18 protein-coding genes and 1 pseudogene are annotated in these 16,616 nt (G+C 69.5%); 8 read left to right on the forward strand and 11 right to left on the reverse strand.

The genetic code is table 11. The annotated features are described in order from the left end of the window. The 3 genes and pseudogenes from B7R22_RS19480 to B7R22_RS07625 form a co-directional block, all read left to right on the forward strand. Positions 1 to 195, forward strand: a pseudogene (locus tag B7R22_RS19480) (hypothetical protein); the annotation flags it as partial. Positions 196 to 339: 144 nt separating this feature from the next. After that, positions 340 to 750: a low molecular weight phosphatase family protein gene (locus B7R22_RS07620; RefSeq protein ID WP_116411183.1), complete on the forward strand. Its 411-nt coding sequence runs from the start codon at positions 340 to 342 to the stop codon at positions 748 to 750. A gap of 129 nt (positions 751 to 879) precedes the next feature. Next, the gene (locus tag B7R22_RS07625) at positions 880 to 1,410 is read left to right on the forward strand and encodes a hypothetical protein (protein WP_116411184.1); all 531 of its coding nucleotides are present in this window, start codon (positions 880 to 882) and stop codon (positions 1,408 to 1,410) included. A 33-nt stretch (positions 1,411 to 1,443) separates the two neighbouring features. On the opposite strand, the gene B7R22_RS07630 is transcribed toward B7R22_RS07625, so the two are convergent. Continuing rightward, positions 1,444 to 2,415, reverse strand: a complete 972-nt coding sequence (locus B7R22_RS07630; RefSeq protein ID WP_116411185.1) for an alpha/beta hydrolase — start codon at positions 2,413 to 2,415, stop codon at positions 1,444 to 1,446. Positions 2,416 to 2,556: 141 nt separating this feature from the next. Between B7R22_RS07630 and B7R22_RS07635 the strand changes: the two genes are divergently transcribed. Continuing rightward, the gene (locus B7R22_RS07635) at positions 2,557 to 3,228 is read left to right on the forward strand and encodes an SIMPL domain-containing protein (RefSeq protein ID WP_116411186.1); all 672 of its coding nucleotides are present in this window, start codon (positions 2,557 to 2,559) and stop codon (positions 3,226 to 3,228) included. A 46-nt stretch (positions 3,229 to 3,274) separates the two neighbouring features. Here the strand turns inward: B7R22_RS07635 and B7R22_RS18780 are convergent, their stop codons facing one another. The 3 genes from B7R22_RS18780 to B7R22_RS07650 all read right to left on the reverse strand — a co-directional run bounded on the left by B7R22_RS18780 (position 3,275) and on the right by B7R22_RS07650 (position 5,097). Then, positions 3,275 to 3,727 (reverse strand): hypothetical protein, encoded by a 453-nt coding sequence (locus B7R22_RS18780; protein WP_147305334.1) that lies wholly within the window; start codon positions 3,725 to 3,727, stop codon positions 3,275 to 3,277. Positions 3,728 to 3,774: 47 nt separating this feature from the next. Further along, positions 3,775 to 4,308 (reverse strand): HEAT repeat domain-containing protein, encoded by a 534-nt coding sequence (locus tag B7R22_RS07645; protein ID WP_116411188.1) that lies wholly within the window; start codon positions 4,306 to 4,308, stop codon positions 3,775 to 3,777. A gap of 117 nt (positions 4,309 to 4,425) precedes the next feature. After that, complete coding sequence (locus tag B7R22_RS07650; RefSeq protein WP_116411189.1) at positions 4,426 to 5,097, reverse strand: helix-turn-helix domain-containing protein; 672 nt, start codon at positions 5,095 to 5,097, stop codon at positions 4,426 to 4,428. Positions 5,098 to 5,173: 76 nt separating this feature from the next. Here B7R22_RS07650 and B7R22_RS07655 point away from each other — a divergent pair, with 76 nt between their 5' ends. Further along, complete coding sequence (locus B7R22_RS07655) at positions 5,174 to 6,232, forward strand: NAD(P)/FAD-dependent oxidoreductase (protein WP_253258947.1); 1,059 nt, start codon at positions 5,174 to 5,176, stop codon at positions 6,230 to 6,232. Between the two features lie 11 nt (positions 6,233 to 6,243). On the opposite strand, the gene B7R22_RS07660 is transcribed toward B7R22_RS07655, so the two are convergent. Next, positions 6,244 to 6,732, reverse strand: a complete 489-nt coding sequence (locus B7R22_RS07660; protein ID WP_116411191.1) for a DUF4188 domain-containing protein — start codon at positions 6,730 to 6,732, stop codon at positions 6,244 to 6,246. Positions 6,733 to 6,825: 93 nt separating this feature from the next. On the opposite strand from B7R22_RS07660, the gene B7R22_RS07665 reads away from it, so the two are divergent. Beyond that, on the forward strand, positions 6,826 to 7,449 hold the full coding sequence (locus tag B7R22_RS07665) for a MerR family transcriptional regulator (protein WP_116411192.1): 624 nt from the start codon (positions 6,826 to 6,828) through the stop codon (positions 7,447 to 7,449). A 266-nt stretch (positions 7,450 to 7,715) separates the two neighbouring features. Here B7R22_RS07665 and B7R22_RS07670 read toward each other — a convergent pair whose 3' ends face one another. The 5 genes from B7R22_RS07670 to B7R22_RS07690 all read right to left on the reverse strand — a co-directional run bounded on the left by B7R22_RS07670 (position 7,716) and on the right by B7R22_RS07690 (position 13,406). Beyond that, positions 7,716 to 9,275 carry a GMC family oxidoreductase gene (locus B7R22_RS07670; protein ID WP_253258948.1) on the reverse strand — a complete coding sequence of 520 codons (1,560 nt, stop codon included), beginning with the start codon at positions 9,273 to 9,275 and terminating at the stop codon, positions 7,716 to 7,718. Beyond that, positions 9,272 to 10,711, reverse strand: coding sequence for an alpha/beta fold hydrolase (locus B7R22_RS07675; protein ID WP_116411193.1), 1,440 nt, complete (start codon positions 10,709 to 10,711; stop codon positions 9,272 to 9,274). The genes B7R22_RS07670 and B7R22_RS07675 overlap by 4 nt, the downstream gene beginning before the upstream one ends. Further along, positions 10,708 to 11,607 (reverse strand): SDR family oxidoreductase, encoded by a 900-nt coding sequence (locus B7R22_RS07680; RefSeq protein ID WP_116411194.1) that lies wholly within the window; start codon positions 11,605 to 11,607, stop codon positions 10,708 to 10,710. The genes B7R22_RS07675 and B7R22_RS07680 overlap by 4 nt, the downstream gene beginning before the upstream one ends. Before the next feature lie 75 nt (positions 11,608 to 11,682). Further along, positions 11,683 to 12,312: an MBL fold metallo-hydrolase gene (locus tag B7R22_RS07685; protein ID WP_116411195.1), complete on the reverse strand. Its 630-nt coding sequence runs from the start codon at positions 12,310 to 12,312 to the stop codon at positions 11,683 to 11,685. After that, positions 12,312 to 13,406, reverse strand: coding sequence for an S-(hydroxymethyl)mycothiol dehydrogenase (locus B7R22_RS07690; protein WP_116411196.1), 1,095 nt, complete (start codon positions 13,404 to 13,406; stop codon positions 12,312 to 12,314). Before B7R22_RS07690 ends, B7R22_RS07685 begins: the two co-directional genes overlap by 1 nt. A 96-nt stretch (positions 13,407 to 13,502) precedes the next feature. On the opposite strand from B7R22_RS07690, the gene B7R22_RS07695 reads away from it, so the two are divergent. Together B7R22_RS07695 and B7R22_RS19745 are read left to right on the forward strand one after the other, a co-directional pair. Continuing rightward, complete coding sequence (locus B7R22_RS07695; protein WP_116411197.1) at positions 13,503 to 14,702, forward strand: SURF1 family cytochrome oxidase biogenesis protein; 1,200 nt, start codon at positions 13,503 to 13,505, stop codon at positions 14,700 to 14,702. A 261-nt stretch (positions 14,703 to 14,963) separates the two neighbouring features. Then, positions 14,964 to 15,080: an ROK family protein gene (locus tag B7R22_RS19745; protein ID WP_253258951.1), complete on the forward strand. Its 117-nt coding sequence runs from the start codon at positions 14,964 to 14,966 to the stop codon at positions 15,078 to 15,080. A 66-nt stretch (positions 15,081 to 15,146) separates the two neighbouring features. Here the strand turns inward: B7R22_RS19745 and B7R22_RS07705 are convergent, their stop codons facing one another. Continuing rightward, on the reverse strand, positions 15,147 to 16,508 hold the full coding sequence (locus tag B7R22_RS07705) for an O-acetylhomoserine aminocarboxypropyltransferase/cysteine synthase family protein (RefSeq protein ID WP_116411198.1): 1,362 nt from the start codon (positions 16,506 to 16,508) through the stop codon (positions 15,147 to 15,149). Positions 16,509 to 16,616 lie beyond the last annotated feature (108 nt).

Genomic DNA, 16,616 nt, shown 5'->3' on the forward strand with positions numbered 1-16,616 from the left:
AGCAGCCACCACAAAGTCAAACACCACACCGAATGGTCGGTAGAACAAGCACCTCACGGCACCATCACCTGGACCTCACCCGCCGGACACGAATACACCGTCGAACCCACCCCCATCGCACCACCCACTGCACCACCCACTGCACCACCCACCATCCGGTTCGACAACAGACCCACCACACCACCACCCTTCTGACAGGGGGCGACGGTCGCGGCGTCTATGCCCCGGTCCACTCTGCGGAGAAGCCTTGAGCCGCGGTGCCGTCCCACCGGCTGGCGCCACCCTGCTAGCTTTGGACTCGATCCAGACAGCGGTGAATCCGCAGGAGAGGCCCATCCGATGTCGTCCGATGCCGTTCCGCGTGTTGTCTTCGTCTGCCAGCGGAACGCCGGCAAGTCGCAGATGGCCGCCGCGCTGCTGCGTGACCTGGCTGGCGAGACCGTCGACGTCGTCTCAGCCGGCACCAACCCGGGGCCCGCCCTGAACGCGCAGTCAGTGGAGTCCCTCGCCGAGGTCGGGGTCACCGTCGGGGATGAGCATCCGAAAGCCCTGACGACAGCCATGGTCGACGGGGCGGACATCGTGGTCGTCCTCGGCGCGGAGGCGGTGGTCGATGAGGTTCCAGGCACTCGCTTCGAGCGATGGATCACCGATGAACCGTCCGAGCGCGGTATCGGGGGGATGGAACGGATGCGCCTGTTGCGCGACGACATCCGGGCACGCGTCGAAGATCTCGCCCGTCGCCTGTAGAGCAGGTTTCACGCCCGAACCGATGGCTACCCAGACGGCGGAGTCCTGACGACCGTGGTCTGACGACCGTGGTCTGACGACCGCGATCTGGCGGCCAACATCTTCCCTCGAACCTGCCAGACTCACCCCATGACGGTTGTCTTCGATGGGACGGTGTTCACCTCCTACGGCCAGCTGCACCTCGTCTCGGGTGACGAGGAGCCGCCGCCGCCCGACGGTGCGTTCTTCCGGCAGGCCAACGGACTCTGCGGCGCCGCCGTGCCGGGCGCACTCTTTCTCGTCACGGGAACGCACACCGGCGACATCCCGGTGCGCGTGGTGGTGACCGACGCTGAACCGGCGCTCGGCGAGTGGGAGGAGATCGTCGAGGTGAGCTTCACGCCCGAGGGGACAAGCGCCGCGTTCCTCGGATGGGCGGGCGATCCTGTTGCCGGATTCGAGGCGCCGGCACCCTGCTACCGCGCCCGATGGAGCGCGAGCGGAATGGATGCCGGCAAGCAGCAGGATGTCGCCGACGCCCAAGACCCGGCGCCAGACGCCTACGAGTTGGCGCTCTGGCCCGCCCCGGGGGCCGCCGACCGAATCGCCCGTCGGACGGGCAGCGTGGCCGGCGAATGGCACGACGGCGGTTTCGACCGAAGCGAACCGCCACCCGCCTGAGGGTGCGTCAGCGCATCTCGGTGAGCCTGCGTCTCAGCGCGTCGAACCGCCCGCCGACACCGCCGTGACGAAAGCCAGCGTCGCCGCCACTATCTGGGAGCGGGCGTCGTCGTGGGAGATCGTGGGCTGCCCGTCGCCGGTCTGAGGGCTGTAGTCCCCGAAGAACGCATGCACACCGCCCGCGATGTCGACGAACGTGGTGTCGGCCGGAAGGTCGGCTCTGGATGCCCGGATGCTGTCGGGCGTGGCGAGCCCGTCGAGCGAACCCGACACCGAGAGCACCTGCGCGGTGAGGTCTGAGCTGTCGTTCGCCGGGTAGGAGGCGTAGAGCAGCAGGCCCGCAACAGGCTCCGAGGCATCGGTGTCGTGGGCCGCGGCATCCAGAGCGGCCACGGTGCCTCCGAGAGAGTGGCCGCCGACGATCCACTGGGCAACGGGAACGAACGCGTCACGGTCGGCAGCGAACGCACCCGTCGCGAGGAAGGCGATGCCGAGGGGCTGCTTGGGGATCACGACGAGGTGGCCCGCCTCGGCGAGCGGTTTCAGCACGGCGGTGTAGGCCCGGGCATCCACTCGCGCCCCCGGCTGGAAGAAGACACCCGTCGTGCTGATGGTGCCCGTCGGCGTGAGAACGATCTCTGTCGGCGTCTCGCTCACGGTGACGGCCGCGTTCGAGTGCATCGCCTGGAGCGCCGGTTCGACGGCCGACGACGGCACGAGCCAGACTACGCCGGCGAGCAGTCCGACCCCCACCACGAGCAGGATGCCGCGCCCCACCTTGAAGCGCCGCCGCCGCACAGTGCGGGTCAGCCAGGCCCGAACCGCGACCACGGCACAGGTCACGAACGACCCGACGAGGAGCACGAGGTAGGCCGGATGCCCGTGCACGAGCATCGCGCCGGTCATCACCGCCGCCCACACGCACGCCAGCACCCCCAGCGTCGCGACGACGCGCGCGGCCCACAGTCCCGCCGTGTCGAATCGCGTCACCGCTGCAGCATCCATGTTCCCGATTCTGCCGCATCCGGTCGAACAGCATCGCGGAACCGACGACGGGGAGACGGTGCGGTATCGACAATCGAGCCCTCGAGCCGTTCCGCGCTGTGTAGGCGCGTGCGCACCGCGGAGGCGGGTAGGGTGCAGGGCATGGTCGACACGATAATCACCGTCGAGGGTCACTTCGACTACCACCACCCTGCCGAGCGCGGAACCGCCCGGCTGAGCACGGGTTTCGAAGGTGCCGAGAAGGCGCCGGTGCTGTCGCGCACCACCGAGGTGCACGGCATGCTCGCGAAGCAGGCCGAGCGTCTCAGGGCCGACGGCGCAGTGACATGGTGGTCGGCCGATCGGATGCGGGTCTGGAGCGACCGGCCGTGGAGCCAGGATGGCGCGATTCTCCCGCTCGTACACCACTCGGCCGTCGCGCTGGAGGTCAAGTTCGCCAATCTGGCAGCGCTGGCCGACTGGGTGGAGTCGGTGGCGGCAGAGGAGGGCGTGACTGTCTCGGGTATCGACTGGGCGCTCACTGAGGTGACGAAGGCCCGCATCACCGTCGAAGCCCAGAACGGTGCTGTGCAGGATGCAGTGAGCCGAGCGACGGCCTACGCCAGGAGCCTCGGGCTGTCGACGGTGAGCCCGCTCGCCGTCTCCGACCCCGGGATGCTCGGGGGCGACACGAATGCGGGAGCCTCGCCGCTCCATGACATGGCGATGATGTCACGTGCGGCGGGCGGCGGCGCCAGCGGCGGCGGACTCGACCTGAAACCGGAGGACATCACGGTGTCCTCCCGCGTGCACGCCCGCTTCGCGGCATCCTGAGGCAGCCTGTTCGGCCCAGCTCTGAGTGGCGCCGGGGTCACGGAGCTCAGTAGTTGAGCGTCGTGGTCTCGATCTTCGGGTGCCGCGCCCGGGCGACCATGTAAATCGACCAGAGAAACCCGGTGACGAGAAGCAGGCCGACGTTCACACAGAACGGCATGGTGCGCTGCCTGGTCAGAACGACAGTGTGGTCGTCGGCGGAGGCGACCTTCCAACCGCGCTGCAGGAGTACGGCGACCTCCGCCTCGATCTCCGTCACAGTGTCACGCGAGGAGGGCGAGGAGTCCGACGAGCCACCCGATTCCGCCGTCTTCCCGCTGAGCGTGCGCTCCCGCGGCTCGGCAGGTTCGGCCGGAGCGAACACGCAGGAGCAATTCGATGCGAACCGGCATCCCTTCGCCGTGCCCGCCGAGTGACCCGTACCCGCGGAGTGAGCCGCGCCAGCGGACAGCTCAGCAGCGTGCCGAGAGGGACTGACGAGAAGATCTGTGCGGCTCATACCCCCGATTCTATGCGAATCCCCAGCAACTGTTTGCCAAAGTGCAACTAAACGTCGAGCCGGGCCCTGAGCGTCTCGATCGACTGCTGGGCGGCTCGTCGCACGTCCTTATCGCGGTCGCGCAGCATGGCTTCGAGGCTCTGGATGCTCGGAGCCTCGCCCACGGCAGCGATCGCCCGCGCGGCGGCAGCCCGCACCCGGGCGTTCTCGTCGGTCGTCAGCTTCACCAGGTCTCTCGCTGTGCCGACGCCGCGGGCGGCGCACACCCGGGCGGCCATCTCGCGCACCCGCCAGGACTGGTTCGTGAGCGCCGCGATCACCGTCGGTGCGGCCGCGTCATCCCACACGTAGAGCAGGGTGCGCGCCCCCCAGACCTCCGGCCAGTACAGCGCAGGTGCGCCTCCCACGATGCCCTCGGCGTGCGAACCGCCGACCACGAGCAGGAACTCCTCGCCCTCGTACCCTCCGGCGAGCAGCGACGTCGCGCGGCGGGCGACCTTCGCAGCGCCCTCGCGCGCGACCGCCTCGTCGAGGCGCCCTTCGAGGGAGTCGGACAGGTCGGGAGTGTGCTCGTTGCTCATCCCCTCAGACTGGCATACTCCCCGCCTGGCTGGCATACTCCCCGCCTGGCTGGAATACTCCCCGCCTGGCTGGCACACTCCCCGCCTGGCTGGCACGCTCGCCGCCTGGTGGCCGCATCAGCGCTTCGGTGACGCCGCGGGGGTGGCCCTCACGTGCATCCGTTCGCCCTGGCGGCCGAACAGGCTGAGGAACTCGACAGCCCCCGTGTCGGCCCGCCCGAACCAGTGCGGAGTGTGGGTGTCGAATTCGGCAGCCTCGCCCGCCGCCAGCACGAAGTCGTGTTCGCCGAGCACAAGGCGGAGGTTTCCGCGGAGCACATAGATCCACTCGAAACCCTCGTGGGTCTTCGGCTCGGGTTCCGCGCGCGGGGTCGCCGCGCCGCCGGCGATGAGGTGCTTGAATGCCTGCAGCCCGGTCGCGCCGCGGGAGAGCGGGATGATCGTCTGGCCGCCGTGGCGGATCGGCTTCAGATGGATGCGCGGGTCGCCCGTCGGCGGAGCCCCGACGAGGTCGTCGAGCGGCACCCCGTATGCCCGGGCGAGGGGGAGCAGCAGTTCGAGCATGGGTCGGCGCTGCCCGGACTCGAGGCGCGAGAGCGTGCTCACCGAGATGCCGGTCTCGGCCGAGAGTGCGGCCAGCGTGATGCCCCGCGCGGTGCGGAGGGCGCGCAGCCGGGCGCCGACCCCCGCGAGCACCCCCTCGGTCGTGTCTGGTGCTTCTGCCGCTGCCGCTGCTTCTGCTGCTCCCCCGGGGCGGGCGGGGGTTCTGGATGTCGCGTGGGAGACCATCCTGCAAGCTTGCCACACTGGCAACAGAGCTTGTCGTTTCGGCCAACTCCGTTCGAGGATGTTGGCGGAGGTCATGATGACGAACAGAACAACTGCGATGGATGCCCGGAACGATGCCGGACGGTATGAAACGGCAGGCGGCACAGTGTGGGACGCAGTCGTGGTGGGCGGCGGGGCCGCCGGTCTGAGCGCTGCGCTCTCGCTCGGGCGCGCACGGCGGAGCGTGCTCGTGATCGACGCCGGGCAGCCCCGGAACGCGTCGGCCGAGGGCGTGCACGTCTTCCTCACCCGTGACGGCACGCCGCCGGCCGAGTTGACGCGGCTCGGCCGCCTCGACGTGCAGATGTACGGCGGCGAGGTGCGGCCGGGCACGGTCGTGGCGGTGCGGCGGTTGGAATCCGGCACAACCGTCGCTGAGAGTCCTGCCCGGTTCGCCGTCACCCTGCTCGACGGCTCCGAGGTTCTTGCACGCCGGCTCGTGATCACCACGGGCGCGGTCGATGAACTGCCCGACGTGCCGGGGCTCCGTGAGCAGTGGGGGAGGGGGATCATCCACTGCCCGTACTGCCACGGCTGGGAGGTGCGCGACCAACCGATCGGCGTGCTCGGCACCGGGCCGCGCGCGGTGTTCCAGGCGCTGTTGTTCCGGCAGTGGAGCGACCGCATCACCCTGCTGCTGCACGACGCCCCCGATCCGACCGACGAGGAGTGGGAGCAGCTCGCTGCGCGCGGCATCGAGGTCGTGACGGGCCGGGTAGTGCGTGTCGCAAGCGACGCAGGCTCCGGATCCCTGACGGGCGCCGAACTCGAAGACGGGCGGTTCGTGCCTCTCGCGGCGATCGCCGTCGCCACGCGCATCGTGGTGGGCGACACGCTGCTGGTGCCCCTCGGCGCGGCGGTGGCCGAGCATCCGAGCGGCGCGGGAACGTTCGCCGTGGCAGACGACTTCGGCCGCGCCGCCGACGGCGTCTGGGTCGCGGGCAACGTCTCGAACCCGATGGCGCAGGTGATGACCGCAGCGGCATCCGGCATGATGGCCGGAGTCGGCGCGAACTCCGACCTGCTACTGGAGGACACCGCGGCCGCGGTCACCGCCCGCCGCGCCGCCGCCCCACACGCTCCGCGGGTCGAGTGAGTGCGGCGCGGTCAGGAAGCGCGGGTCTGGCCGGCAGCCGCGCGGGCCCGTGCCGTGTGGCTGGAGCGATCGACCACGATCGACTCCGTGGCAGCCGCAAGCCCGCGCGTCGGCATGCCGACGTACATGCTCTCGGCCCGTTCGACCACGAATGTCTCGTGCCAGATGCCGACGGCGCCGGGCGCCTTCCGGGCGCGGGCGTTGAAGGAGCTCCACGCCGGTCGATGTGCGGAAGACGGCGCACTTGCGTAGGCGTAGAGCTTCTCGAGGCTCGTCCAGTACTGCACGAGTACGGGCCCGTCCGCCCCGATCGTCAGACGGAACCCGGCAAGCCCTGACTCTGTGTCCCGGCTGAGCTCCGTCAGCATGGGACCCATGGCGCCGAAGACGGGCAGCCACTGGTCGGGCCGCCACCACTGGTTCACGCGCATCCCGATAAGGAACACGACGAGTTCGCCATCGTGGCGATGGGTCATCCGGCCGGGAAGGACACGAGGCATGAGGGCTCCTTGGGAATCGATGGGACACCCGCATTGGAGAGTGCCGATATCCAATATTGGACAGTGCTACTCTCTGTTGTCAAGGAGGGTTCTGTGCGAATCTCGCAACTGTCGGAGAAGTCGGGCGTTCCGGTCGCCACAATCAAGTACTACCTGCGCGAAGGTCTGCTGCACGACGGCGTTCTGACGAGCGCCACGCAGGCGCACTACGGCGAGGAGCACGTCGAACGCCTCCGGTTGGTGCGTGCGCTTCTCGACAGCGGCGGTCTGAGCGTCGCCGGCGCCCGTGCGGTCATCGAGCAGCTGGAGACCCCTCACCGGCATGTTGCTGAAGTCCTCGGCATTGCGCAGTCATCTGTGACTCCGGATGCCGCAAGCGGGATCGAGCTCGACCGCGCCGCCGGACTCGTCGCACGCTGGGGCTGGGGCAGCGACCCCGGCGACACTGCATCGCTGGGTGCCCTCGAACATGCTCTCGCCGGACTCGATGCGGCAGGCTTCGACCTGCCGGAGGGTGTTCTCGACCAGTACGCGGCCCACATGGCAGCGATCGCGGCCGAGGAGGTGGCGGAGATTCCGACGGAGTCCGTGGACGCGGCCGTGCGATACGTCGTCCTCGGCACCGTTCTGGTCGAACCGCTCCTGCTCGCCCTTCGCAGGCTTGCGCAGCAGGATGCGTCGGGTCGCCGTTTCGACTACCGCGGCCCGGACTGCTGACCGGAGGGTTGGATGGCGGCTCCGCAGATCACCAGATACCGAGGTGGTCGAGCAGGATGAGCGTGCCGAGCCGACGAGCACGAGGCCGCCGATGATGTACCGGGTGAACGGGCTGGCCAGCAGCCGAACGCCTGCGCTGAGTGGGATGGCGTCCCCGTCGACCTGACAAGCCTGACACATCGGAACGCCGGTTCTCATACATCCGCATGGATACGACGGTACGTATTTCGGAGCTTGGCGCGCCGAACAAACCTGTTGCGAAGGCCTCAGGCGAGCATCCGGTCGGCCGTGCGGAGCGCCAGCGCCATCTGGGCCAGTCCCGGGTTCGCACTCAGCGAGCTCGGGAAGGTGGAGTTGTCCGAGATCCAGAGGTTCGGGATGTCGTGGCTCCGCCCGTCGCCGTCGACGACGCCCTCGCCGGGGTCGGTGCTCATCCGGCAGGTTCCGAGGGTATGGGCGGTGCGGGGGAGCACGCGTGTCTCGCGGGCACCTGCGGCCTCGAGGATCGAGGTCATCGTGCCCGCGGCGTGATCGTCGATCGCCTTCTCGTTCGGGCCCTGCGTGAAGGTGACGACGGCCCGAGGCACGCCCCATTCGTCCCGCTCATCGGAGAGCACGAGCCGGTTGTTCTCTCGGGGTAGGCATTCGCCATTGATTCCGATGCCGGCCGAGTACCGCCAGGCATCCAGGGCATCGACCAGCTCGGCGCCCCAGAGACCGGCACCCCGCACGAGGGAGGTCGCGAAGGTGAGCGGCATCACGCCGAGGCTCTGCAGCAGGTAACCGCCGACGAACGAGGCGTCAGCCGGGCGCACGAAATCTTCGCTGATGAGCGCAGAGGGGTAGCCGCGGTAGCCGCGGATCTGTTCGTCGAACCGGCCCCAGACCTGCACGGCCCCGTGGGCGAGGAAGTTCCGCCCGACCATCCCGCTCGAGTTCGCGAGGCCGGTGTTCAGCAGCAGGCGCGGCGTCTCGATGCCGCCGCCGGCGAGAACGAGCGCGGCGCACCGCTGGCGGAACTCCTCGCCGCCCCGGCGGTAGACGACGGCGGTGACGCGGCCGAGCGCGTCACGCTCGATGCCGTGCACCATCGAGTCCGGCCGGATCTCGGCGCCGGCCGCGACCGCTGCCGGAAGGTAGGTGTTCGCCGTGGTGGCCTTGGTGCCGAACCGCTCACCCTGGTGGATGGAGCCGAGGTTCTGGCTGCCGCGGCGGGGGCCGTGGTGCGGCTGCTCGCGGTCGTGGTTCAGGATGGCCGCCGGTGCGTCAGTGGCCCGGATGCCCAGGCGCGAGCAGCCGAGGGCCATCAGGTCGGCCGGAGCGTTCCGGTCGACGGGCGGTTCGAGGTAGGTGCGCTCTGCATCCCACGGGTACGGGGTCGGGCCCGAGACGCCGATGGTGCGCTCCACCTTGACGATGTAGCGGGTGAGGTCGGCGTGCTCGATCGGCCAGTCGGCCCCGGAGTCCGCCCCGGCGTCGGCGTCCGACCCGGTGTGCAGTCGCATGTCCCGGATGTCGGGGCGGGGCGTGAAGGCGCCCCAGTGCAGGGTGCCACCGCCGACACCGAAGCCACTGTTGTTGGGGCCGAAGGCCGTCGGCGTCTCGCCGCCGCTCAACCGCTCGGACATCCAGTTGATGCGGGGTGCCTCGACTTCGTCGTTCGTGAAGTCCTCAGGGTCGAGGTTCGGGCCGGCCTCGAGAGCGACCACGCGGAGGCCTCGCTGGGCCAGCCGGGCCAGCAGGGGAGCGCCGCCCGCGCCCGTGCCGATGACGACCACATCGACGATCTCGTCGTGGTCGTAGGTGCGCATGCCCTGGAGCTTCACGCCGTTTCCCCTGCTTCCCGTGCGTCGTCTGCTCCGCCTGCTTCGTCTGCCTCTTCCGTTTTCAGGTGGCCGAGTCCGGCCGGCTCCCAGGGGTCGCGCACACCGGCGCCGAGGTTCACATACCCGGGTACGGCTGCGGCGCCACTGGTGGCAAAACCGTCGAAACCCAGTCGGGCCATCGTGGCCGGATGCGCCACCCAGGTTCTGGCCAGGTCGGTGCGGAGGTCCTCGAACCAGTGCTTCAACAGGTCTGCGTCTGTGTCTGAATCGGCGTCTCCGCCGGCACCGCCGATCGGTTCACCCTCGAGGATGCAGCGGATGAGGCGCTTCTGATCGTCTGCGGAATCCGGCCAGACTCGCGCGATCGCGTCGAGACCCTGCCGATAGGCGGAGGCGTCGTCGGGAAGCCCCGCGGGCCGCCAGCCGTCGCCGCTCCCGGACGCCAGGTCGGCATCGATGCGGGCGGCGAGGTCGATCCGGCGTCCGGCGGGTTGCGGCACCAGCAGGTCGGCCAAAGCGCGGAGAATCGTGAGTTGCGCCGACGAGAGCGCCGACGGCTGATGACCCGGGTCGTCGGCGAGCGCTCGTCGGGCCAGCAGCCCGCGTGTCTCGACCGGGGTGCGGTCGGAGGCGATCAGGCGTCCCCACTCGGGCGAGAGCTCGGGAGAAACCGGGACCGTCTCGTTCCACAGGCGCACAATCTCGGCTGCGACCTCGTCCGGTCGTTCGTAGGGCAGCAGGTGCCCGGTGCCGGGGAGCGAGACGAAGCGGGCCCGCGGGTACACGCCGGAGAGGAGATGCGGCTGGGCCGCCGCGCCGAGGTCGGCATCGTCCTCACCCGCCAGCACGACGACGGGGAGGTCGAGCACGCCGACAGCGTCAGACACGTCTTCACGGCTTCCCGTGTCGAGCCAGCGCCGCCACGAGAGCGGCGAGGTGCGCTGCACCTGGGCGAGAGCATCCTGCTCCCGGGTGCCGTCGAGCGGTGAGGCGACGTTCTGGTCGAGGAAGGTGCGCGCATCCGCCGCCGAGAGCGAGCCGTTCTCCACCCAGCCGAGCATCTCAGAACGCTTGTCGTCGTCCATCGGTTCGGGGGTGGGCGGCGAGGGGGCGAGGAGCACCGCGCCGGCCAGCCCGAAGACGTTCGCCCGGCCGCTCAGGACGCGCGCGGCGACCAGCGCTCCGACCTTGCCGCCCATGCTGTGGGCCACGAGCAGCCACGGGCCGCCGTCCGATTCGGTCTCGATGCGGGTGAGCGCGGCATCCACCATCGCCCCGACGGTGCCGTCAGCGGCATCCGGAGCCTGCCCCTGACCCGGCAGATCCATGCCGACGACACGGAGCCGATCGCCGATTGCTTCGGCGATCGGCTCTGCCGCAGCAGCGCCGAAGCCGAGGCCCGGAAGGAAGAAGATGGTGCCTTCGGCGGCGGTCACGGAGTGACCATGCCCCCGTTGACGTTCACCGTGGCTCCCGAGACGTAGCTCGACTCCGCCGAGGCGAGGAAGACGTAGGCGGGAGCCAGTTCGGCCGGCTGCCCGGAGCGCTGGTAGGTGCTCTCGTCGTCGAACGCCTCCATCTGTTCGTCGGAGACACCGCCCGACACCTGAAGCGCCGTCCAGACGGGGCCGGGTGCGACCACATTGACACGGATGCCGCGGGGCACCAGCTGCTGCGCGAGGCCCTTGGAGAAGTTGTTGATCGCAGCCTTCGTCGCGGCGTAGTCGAGACGGTCGGGAGCCGGCTTGTAGGCCTCGAGCGACGCGGTGTTGATGATGCTGGCACCCGCCGGCAGGTGGGCGAGCGCGGCCTTGGTGATCCAGAAGTTCGCGAACACGTTCGTGCGGAAGGTGAGTTCGAACTGCTCGTCGGAGAGATCCTCGATGCGGTCGACGGCCACCTGTTTGCCGGCATTGTTCACCAGGATGTCGAGCCCACCGAGTTCACGCACGGCCTCCTCGACGAGCTCGCGGCAGCGCGCCGGGTCGGTGATGTCCTCAGCGATCGAGTGACCCTTTGTTCCTGCTGCTTCGATCAGGCCCAGGATGTGGTCGGCGTCCTCCTGCTCGTCGGGCAGGTGCACGATCACAACGTCGGCTCCCTCGCGGGCGAAGGCGATGGCGACAGCGCCGCCGATCCCCGAGTCGCCACCCGTGATCAGTGCCTTGCGGCCGGTGAGACGGCCCGTTCCCCGGTACGTCTGCTCGCCGAGGTCGGGTACCGGTGTCATCTTCGCCTGCACGCCGGGCACCGGCTGGTGCTGCACCGGCGGTTCCACGCGGCTGTACCGCTCGACCGGGTTTCCGAAGGTGTACTGATCGTTCGTCGTCATGGATCCACAGTAGAACGGGAGGGCGTCCCGGCCGGGGGCCTTGCACCCCTGCTGATTTCTGGTAGCAGGCGGGTTCTAGTGGCCGCGCGCGATCCAGTCCGCGAGCTGGGGCGCCTCCGCGCCGATCGTGGTGGAGTCGCCGTGCCCAGTGCGAACGACGGTCTCCGCAGGTAGAGTGAGCAGCTTGGTGCTGATCGACTGGATGATCGTGGGGAAGTCGCTGAACGAGCGGCCCGTCGCGCCCGGCCCGCCGTTGAAGAGGGTGTCGCCGGTGAAGACGGTGCCGAGGGCGGAGGAGACGAAGCACACGGCGCCGGGGGAGTGGCCCGGGGTGTGCCGCACCTCGAGGTCGACGCCGGCAACGGGGATGATCTGGCCGTCGACCAGGGCGGCGCTCGGCCGAGCGTCGGGGTAGACCCGGTCCCAGAGCATCCGGTCGCCGTCGTTGAGGTACACCGGAGCACCGGTTGCGGCCTGCAGCTCGGCCACGGCGTCGATGTGGTCGTCGTGGGCGTGGGTCAGCAGGATCGCCTTCAGCGTGCGGTCGCCGATGGCCGCCAGGATCGCCTCCGCGTCGTGCGCGGCGTCGATCACGACGCACTCGGTGTCGTCGCCGACGATCCAGACGTTGTTGTCGACGTCCCACGACTCACCGTCGAGGCTGAAATAGCCGCTCGTCACGATGTTCTCGATGCGGGCAGCCATCAGAGCACCACCACCGAACGGAGCACGTCGCCGCTCGCCATGCTGGCGAAGGCCTGCTCGATATCGTCGATTCCGATCCGTTCAGTCACGAATTCAGCCAGCGGCAGCCGGCCCTGCAGGAAGAGGTCCGTGAGCATCGGGAAGTCGCGTTCGGGCAGGCAGTCGCCGTACCAGCTCGACTTCAGCGCCCCGCCCCGGCCGAAGACGTCAAGCAGGGGGATCTCGAGCATCATGTCGGGCGTCGGAACACCCACGAGCACCACGGTGCCGGCGAGATCGCGGGCGTAGAACGCCTGGCGCCAGGTCTCGGGTCGGCCGACCGCGTCGATCACGACGTCGGCGCCGAACGTGTTCGTCAGCGCCTGCACGGCGGCGACCACACCGGCCTCGTCGAGACCGCTCGAGTCGATCACGTGGGTGGCGCCGAGCTTCTCGGCAGTGACGAGCTTCTTCGGGTCGCGGTCGATCGCGATGATGGTGGTCGCGCCGGCCAGGGCCGCCCCAACGACGGCTGCGGTGCCGACGCCGCCGCAGCCGATCACCGCCACCGAGTCCCCGCGGCCGACGTTGCCGGTGTTCATCCCGGCGCCGAGGCCCGCCATGATGCCGCAGCCGAGGAGGCCCACCGCGGCGGGGTCGGCCTCCGGGTTCACCTTCGTGCACTGTTTCGCGTGCACCAGGGTCTTGTCGGCGAACGCGCCGATGCCGAGCGCCGGGCTCAGCTCGGTGCCATCCTCGAGGGTCATCTTCTGGGTCGCGTTGAACGTGTTGAAGCAGTACCACGGCTCGGCGCGCACGCACGCCCGGCACTCGCCGCAGACGGCCCGCCAGTTGAGCACGACGAAGTCGCCCACCTTCACATTCGTGACGCCCTCGCCGATCGCGCTGACCCGCCCCGCGGCCTCGTGGCCGAGCAGGAAGGGGAAGTCGTCGCTGATCCCGCCCTCCCTGTAGTGGTAGTCGGTGTGGCAGACGCCGCAGGTCTCGATGTCGACGACGGCTTCGCCCGGCCCCGGATCCGGTACCACGATGTTGACGAGTTCGACGGGCGCGCCCTTCGAGCGGGCGATGACGCCGGTCACTGTGCTGGGCATCGTGTTCTCCTTCGGGCCGTGCGCGTGGTGCCGCGGTTCGGATTCACCCTACCTGCCCCCGGATCGGGCTTCTCCGGGCCGTAAACTGTAGCGACGATGAACACACCATCCCGAGCCGAGGTCGAACCGCGGCGGTCCGCTGAGCTCGCGCGGCCGACCACGCGGCGTGCCGGGCCGGTCGCTGTGTACGACACCGTGACCGAGGGGATGACCGGCAGGCAGTTCCTCCGCACGAGGCGCTGGTTCGCCCTGATCGCCTCGGCGTTCGTCTTCGCGATCGCCTGCGGATTCCTCGCCAACTGGCAGTTCGACCGCGGCCAGCAGGCCACCGCCGACAACAGCATCGTCACGACCAACTTCGCCGCGGCTCCCGTTCCGATCGAGCAGGCGCTGCCCGAATCCGGATCCTGGGGTGCAGGCCAGGCCTGGCAGCGTGTCAGCGTGACCGGTGTCTACCGGGCCGGTCACGAACTGGTGGTGCGGAACCGCTCCAACGGCGGCGAGAACGGTTTCGAGGTTCTCACGCCGCTGCAGCTCGGCAACGGCTCCGTCTTCCTGGTCGACCGCGGCTGGGTCGCTCCGGCTCCGGATGACGCGCTGTCGCCCGGCGCGATCCCTCCGCCTGTCGCGGGAAGCGTCGAGGTCGAGGTGCAGCTGAGGCCGAGCGAGGCCCCCCAGGGTACCGGGGCCTCGGCGGGGAACCAGATCTCGTCGGTCACCCAGATCTCATCGGTCACCCTGGCCCGGATTGCGCCGCTGGTCGGCGGCGACCTCGCCGGCTCCTTCCACACCGGCGCCTTCTACACCGGCGCCTACGGCGTGCTCACGAGCCAGTCGCCCGCGGCGGGCGCGGGGCTCGCGCCGATTCAGACCACCATGCCGGTCGAGGATGTCGGCACCCACTACTCCTACGCGATCCAGTGGCTGTTCTTCGGGCTCCTCGGCTTCGTCGCCCTCGGCCTCGGCATGCGCTCGGAATTCCGTCGGCTGAACTCCGACGACCCGGAGGAGCGGGCGCGCGCGGCCGAACGCCTCCGCAAACGGGCAAAGAAGCCCTTCACCGACGAGGAACTCGAAGACGAGGAGATCGACGGCTTCCTGCCGCTCACCCGCTGGGGGATCGCCGGAAGCGCGGCTTCGCCGGCCGGGTCGACGCCTCGTACGCCGGTCACGGCGAAGCGGGCCGAGTCGCCGGTCGCTCTCGCGCCCGCTCCGCCCGACGTCTACGTCATCGAGGCGGCAGCCGATCGGGCTCCGGATGACCGACCGGCGTCCCGCGACGAAGACGCGGTCTGACAGGCGTTCAGCCGTGCGGCGCCATGCGGGCGTTCGAGGATTCGAGGTGCTGCCGCATCGCGGTCTCGGCCGTCAACGCATCCCTGTTCTGCAGTGCAGCAAAGCTCGCCCTGTGACCATCGCCGAGGCCTGGTTCGGAGTGGGAGTCGGAACGCGCTCGTTCGCCATCATGACCATCGGCAGCGGGATCGGCTGCGGACTGCACATCAATGGCACGGTTGTCGAGGACGCTTTTAGCGTGGCCGGGGGGAGATCGGACACCTGCCCCGGGCGCCTGCAGAAGCCGTCTGCACCTGCGGGCGGCGGGGCTGTGTCGAGGCGGTGGCCTCGACCGGCGCGATCATCCGCGCTGTCGCCGAGGCACGGGGTCTGCCCTGACCTGAGACGGCGACGGGCACGGTGCGTGGTTCGGTCCGGGAGGCGGCAGCTGCCGCGCCGGTCTGATCACACTGGGGCGAGTTCCTGAGTCGCCGACGGCTGCAGGGCGCGAAGCGCCGCAAAGGCGTGCTCGAGGTCGGCCAGCAGGTCAAGGTCGTCCTCGATCCCGACCGAGAGCCGCACGAGGCCCTGGCCGATGCCGAGGGCGCTCCGCTGGTCATCCTTGAGGTGCGCGTGGGATGTCGACGCGGGGTGCAGGATGAGCGACCGCACATCGCCCATGTGCGACATCCGGCTGAACAACTCGACCGCATCGATCACCGTACGTGCGGCATCCTTCCCCCCGGCGAGTGTGAAGCCGAAGACCGAGCCGGTGCCCCTCGGGTAGTGCTTGAGGGCGATCGCGTGCGACGGGTTCGAGGCGAGGCCCGGGTAGTCGACCGAGACCACCTCGGGCTGCTGCTCGAGCCAGGTCGCGACAGCGAGAGCGTTGTGGCAGTGCCGTTCGACGCGCAGCGAGAGTGTCTCGAGCCCCTGCTGCAGCAGGAACGCGTTGATCGGCGACAGCACCGGGCCGAGGCGGCCGGCGATGACCGATCGGGTGTATTCGAGGTAGGCCTTCCGGCCGAACTTCTGCACGAGGGTGGGGGTGCCCGGCCTGTCGGGCCCGCCGATCGCGGTGTTGAACTGCGGGAACTTCTCCGGGTACGCAGCCCAGTCGAAGTTCCCGCCGTCGACGACGACCCCCGCCAGCGACGCGCCGTGCCCGCTCAGGAACTTGCTCGCCGAGTGCACAACGATGTTCGCGCCGTGCTCGATCGGCCGGATCAGATAGGGAGTGGATGCCGTGCTGTCGATCACGAACGGCAGGCCCTCCTCGCGCGCGAAGCCGGCGATGAGGTCGATGTCGATGAGGTCGTTCTTCGGGTTCGGGATCGTCTCGCCGTAGATCGCCCGCGTGTTCGGTCGCACGCGGCGCTTCCACTCGGTGAGGTCGTGCGGATCATCCACGAACTCGACCTCGATGCCGAGGCGCTCGAAGTTCTCGCGGAAGAGCGTCTTCGAGCCCTCGTAGAGGCTCGGCGTGCTGAGGAAGTGGTCGCCCGAACGCAGGATACCGAGCAGGGCGACGGTGATCGCGGCCTGGCCGCTGGCCACCAGGAGGGAGTCGACCCCGCGCTCCATCGCGGTCAGCTTCGCCTCGACGGCGGTGTGCGTCGGGTTTGCGTAGCGCGTGTAGACGAGCCCGCCATCCTGCCCCGCGAAGCGCGCCTCGGCGTGGTCGAACGAGTCGAAGACAAAGCCCGCGGTGAGGTAGATCGGGGTGATGCGTGCGCCGAATTCGGCGTCGATGACCTCACCGGCGTGAACCTGCTCGGTGCTGAAGCCGAAGTTGTCCTCGCCGTACGCCTGCTGGGTGGTTGTCATCTGTCCTGCCTGTGCTCGTCTGGCCGTGCTTGTTCTCGATGCCGCCACGCTACGGGTTCGCGCGCCCGGCCCGCGTCCGCCCTTCACATGACGCAACATTGCGGGTTC

The organism is Subtercola boreus, from assembly GCF_003399635.1.
Taxonomy (GTDB): Bacteria; Actinomycetota; Actinomycetes; order Actinomycetales; family Microbacteriaceae; genus Subtercola; species Subtercola boreus_B.